The following is a 3,242-nucleotide window of genomic DNA, read 5'->3' on the forward strand; positions in this document are numbered from 1 at the left end:
GTTTCGCATGAAGCCATGCATCTTCTGCGCTTGCTCCGGGGTCGCATTCTTGCCGGTACCGATAGCCCAGACCGGTTCATAGGCAAAGACGGCATTGAGTTTTTCCGCCAAATCCAGACACTCAGGACCCAAATCATCCAGAACTGCATGCATCTGCTTGCTGACCACCGTGTCAGCGAGACCAGCCTCGCGTTCTGCGTAGGTTTCTCCCACGCAAAACACGGGAGTAATGCCCACTTTCAATAATTGCTTGAAGCGATTGGCTGCACTCGCATAGCTTTCATGGCTGAGGGCACGCCGCTCCGAATGGCCGATAATGGCATAGCTGCAGCCGAAGTCCGCCACCATTTCCGCCGAGATGGAGCCGGTGAACGCACCCTCCTCAAACTGGCTGACGTTCTGTGCTCCCCAGTAAATATTGCTACCAGCCAGCATTTGCTGCGCCTGATACAGGTAAGGGAATGGCAAGCAGATGGCAATATCCACCTGCTGCAGGCCGCGCAGGCGTTCGACCAGACTGGCCAGCAGCATCCGGTTTTTGGCCAGATTGCCGTGCATCTTCCAGTTGCCGATGACCAATGGCTGTCTCATGGCGGTCTTAATGCTCACCCAGTTTATGCCGCAACATTAGCGGATCACCGCAGCCAGCTCGCCGCGCGCATAACGCGCGGCCATGGCGTCCAGCGGGATGACCTTGATTTTTGAAGCCTGCCCGGCACTGCCGAACGCCTCGAAACGATTCTTGCAGACGCTCCTTGCCGCCTGCGTTGCCACCTTGAGGAAGGCACGCGGATCGAACTCATCCGGGCGTTCATGCATCTTCTTGCGCATGGCGGCTGTCATCGCCAGCCGGATATCGGTGTCGATATTCACCTTGCGCACACCATTGCGTATGCCTTCGACGATCTCCGATACCGGCACGCCGTAAGTCTCCTTGATCTGCCCGCCGTGTTCACGAATCATCTCCAGCCATTCCTGATCGACACTGGACGAGCCATGCATCACCAAGTGCGTGTTCGGGATACGCTGATGGATGGCGCGAATGCGGTCGATTGCCAGCAGGTCACCGGTTGGTGGCCGGCTGAATTTATAGGCACCGTGACTGGTGCCGATGGCGATGGCCAGCGCATCGACCTGCGTCGCCGCAACAAAAGCCGCCGCTTCATCCGGGTCGGTGAGCAATTGCGAATGTTCCAGCGTCCCGGCAGCGCCGCTGCCATCTTCCTCACCGGCCTGCCCGGTCTCCAGCGATCCCAGGCAACCCAGCTCGCCTTCAACCGAAACACCGACACAATGCGCCAGTTCGACCGCGCGACGGGTAATGTTGACGTTGTATTCGTAACTGGCAGGAGTTCTGGCATCGCTCTCCAGGCTACCATCCATCATGACGCTGGAAAAACCGCTGCGGATCGCCACCTGGCAGACTTCGAGCGAGGCGCCGTGATCCTGATGCATGCAAATCGGAATATACGGATAGCGCTCGATGCACGCTTCCACCAGCTTGCGCAGGAAAGTCTCGCCGGCATAAGCGCGCGCACCGGCCGAGGCCTGAAGGATGACCGGGCTATCCACCTCCTCGGCCGCCTGCATGATAGCCTGTATCTGTTCCATGTTGTTGACGTTGAACGCCGGCAATCCGTATTGGTGTTCTGCTGCATGATCGAGCAATTGCCGCAATGAAATCAGTGCCATATTCAAACCTCACATTCAATATTGTCTTGCAGATAATCATGGACCGCACGCAGATCATCGATCAGCCTGTCCGCGCCGGCCTGCCGGATATCGCGTCCGGAGTTATAGCCATAAGGCACGGCCCAGCACATCACGCCGGCGCCCTTGGCGGTCGCCACATCAATATCCGAATCACCGACATACAGGCTGCGCTCAGCTGTTTCATGCAGTGTCTGCAAACAATGACGGATCACAGCCGGGTCCGGTTTTCTGACCGGCAGCGTGTCACCGCTGATGACCAGGTCGAATAAATCCGTCATGCCGTGTTTTTCCAGCACGCGCTGCGTGAATGACGATTCCTTGTTGGTGATGACGGCCTGTTTGATGCCGAGCGCCTTCACTTTTTGCAGCGTCTCCATCACATGCGGAAACGGCCGGCTGCTTTTACCCACGGTCTCGCGATAGTGCCTGCTGAAAGTTGTCATCACGTCATCCAGTCGTGCGCCGGGCTTCATGGTGCGCCAGACTTCCTCGATCAGCTTGGCAGCGCCATAACCTATCCAGGCCCGAACCCGCCATTCATCAACAGTTTCAGCCCCGAATTCGGCCAGCGTCAGGTTGACGGCTGCGGCGATCTCGCTGGCGGTATCCAGCAAGGTGCCGTCCAGGTCATACATCACCAGTCTGATCATCCATCCCTCATATTCATCAAACGCTGAATCATCGGCGTAAATATCAACTGCATGGCCAGGCCCATTTTGCCGCCGGGGATAACCAGCGTATTCGGCCTCGTCATCATAGAATCGTGCAGCATGTTCAACAGATAGGGAAAATCGATACCCCGAGGATTGGTGAAACGAATCACCACCATGCTCTCGTCCGGGCTGGGGATATCCTTGGCAATAAACGGATTAGAGGTATCCACCGTCGGCACGCGCTGGAAATTGACATGCGTGCGCGAAAACTGCGGGCAGATATGATGAACGTAATCCGGCATGCGACGCAGGATGGTGTCGATCACAGCCTCGGGCGAATAGCCGCGAATCTTCTGGTCCCGGTGCATCTTCTGTATCCACTCCAGATTGATGATAGGTACGACCCCGACCAGCAGGTCGACATGACGGGCCACATCGGCTTCCGGCCCGACATAGCCGCCGTGCAGCCCCTCGTAGAACAGCACGTCTGCATCCGGTTCGCTGTCACGCCATGGCGTCAGCGTACCCGCTGCCTGACCATAGGGCAGCCCTTCCTCATCGGTATGAATGTATTTGCGTACCTTGCAGCGCCCGGTCTCGCCAAACACGCGAAAAGTATCGGCAAGTTCCGGTAGCAGGTTGGCCGATGGACTGAAATGGCTGAAGTAGCTGCCAGGGATCTTGCTGCATTTTTCCAGTTCGGCATCCATCGCCTTGCGCTCATAGCGATGCATGGAGTCGCCCTCAATCACCTGCGCGCGGATGCCGTCACGCCGGAAGATATGGTGGAAACTGTTCATCACCGTCGTTGTGCCTGCGCCGGATGAACCGGTAATGGCAATCACGGGAAATTTTTTTGACATCGTCAGCCCCTCC

4 protein-coding genes are annotated in these 3,242 nt (G+C 57.2%); all 4 read right to left on the reverse strand.

Features of this window, described 5'->3' with window-relative positions; translation table 11 throughout:
• Window positions 1-579, reverse strand: a 579-nt coding sequence (gene tpiA, locus CVT63_08125; protein PKQ27412.1) for a triose-phosphate isomerase, incomplete at its 3' end; no start/stop codon positions are given.
• Between the two features lie 48 nt (window positions 580-627).
• Window positions 628-1,692, reverse strand: coding sequence for a fructose-bisphosphate aldolase class II (locus CVT63_08130; GenBank protein PKQ27413.1), 1,065 nt, complete (start codon window positions 1,690-1,692; stop codon window positions 628-630).
• A 2-nt stretch (window positions 1,693-1,694) separates the two neighbouring features.
• On the reverse strand, window positions 1,695-2,363 hold the full coding sequence (gene gph, locus CVT63_08135) for a phosphoglycolate phosphatase (protein PKQ27414.1): 669 nt from the start codon (window positions 2,361-2,363) through the stop codon (window positions 1,695-1,697).
• The gene (locus CVT63_08140; GenBank protein PKQ27415.1) at window positions 2,360-3,229 is read right to left on the reverse strand and encodes a phosphoribulokinase; all 870 of its coding nucleotides are present in this window, start codon (window positions 3,227-3,229) and stop codon (window positions 2,360-2,362) included. Before CVT63_08140 ends, gph begins: the two co-directional genes overlap by 4 nt.
• Between the last annotated feature and the right edge of the window lie 13 nt (window positions 3,230-3,242).

It is taken from the genome of Candidatus Anoxymicrobium japonicum (assembly GCA_002843005.1).
Taxonomy (GTDB): domain Bacteria; phylum Actinomycetota; class Geothermincolia; order Fen-727; family Anoxymicrobiaceae; genus Anoxymicrobium; species Anoxymicrobium japonicum.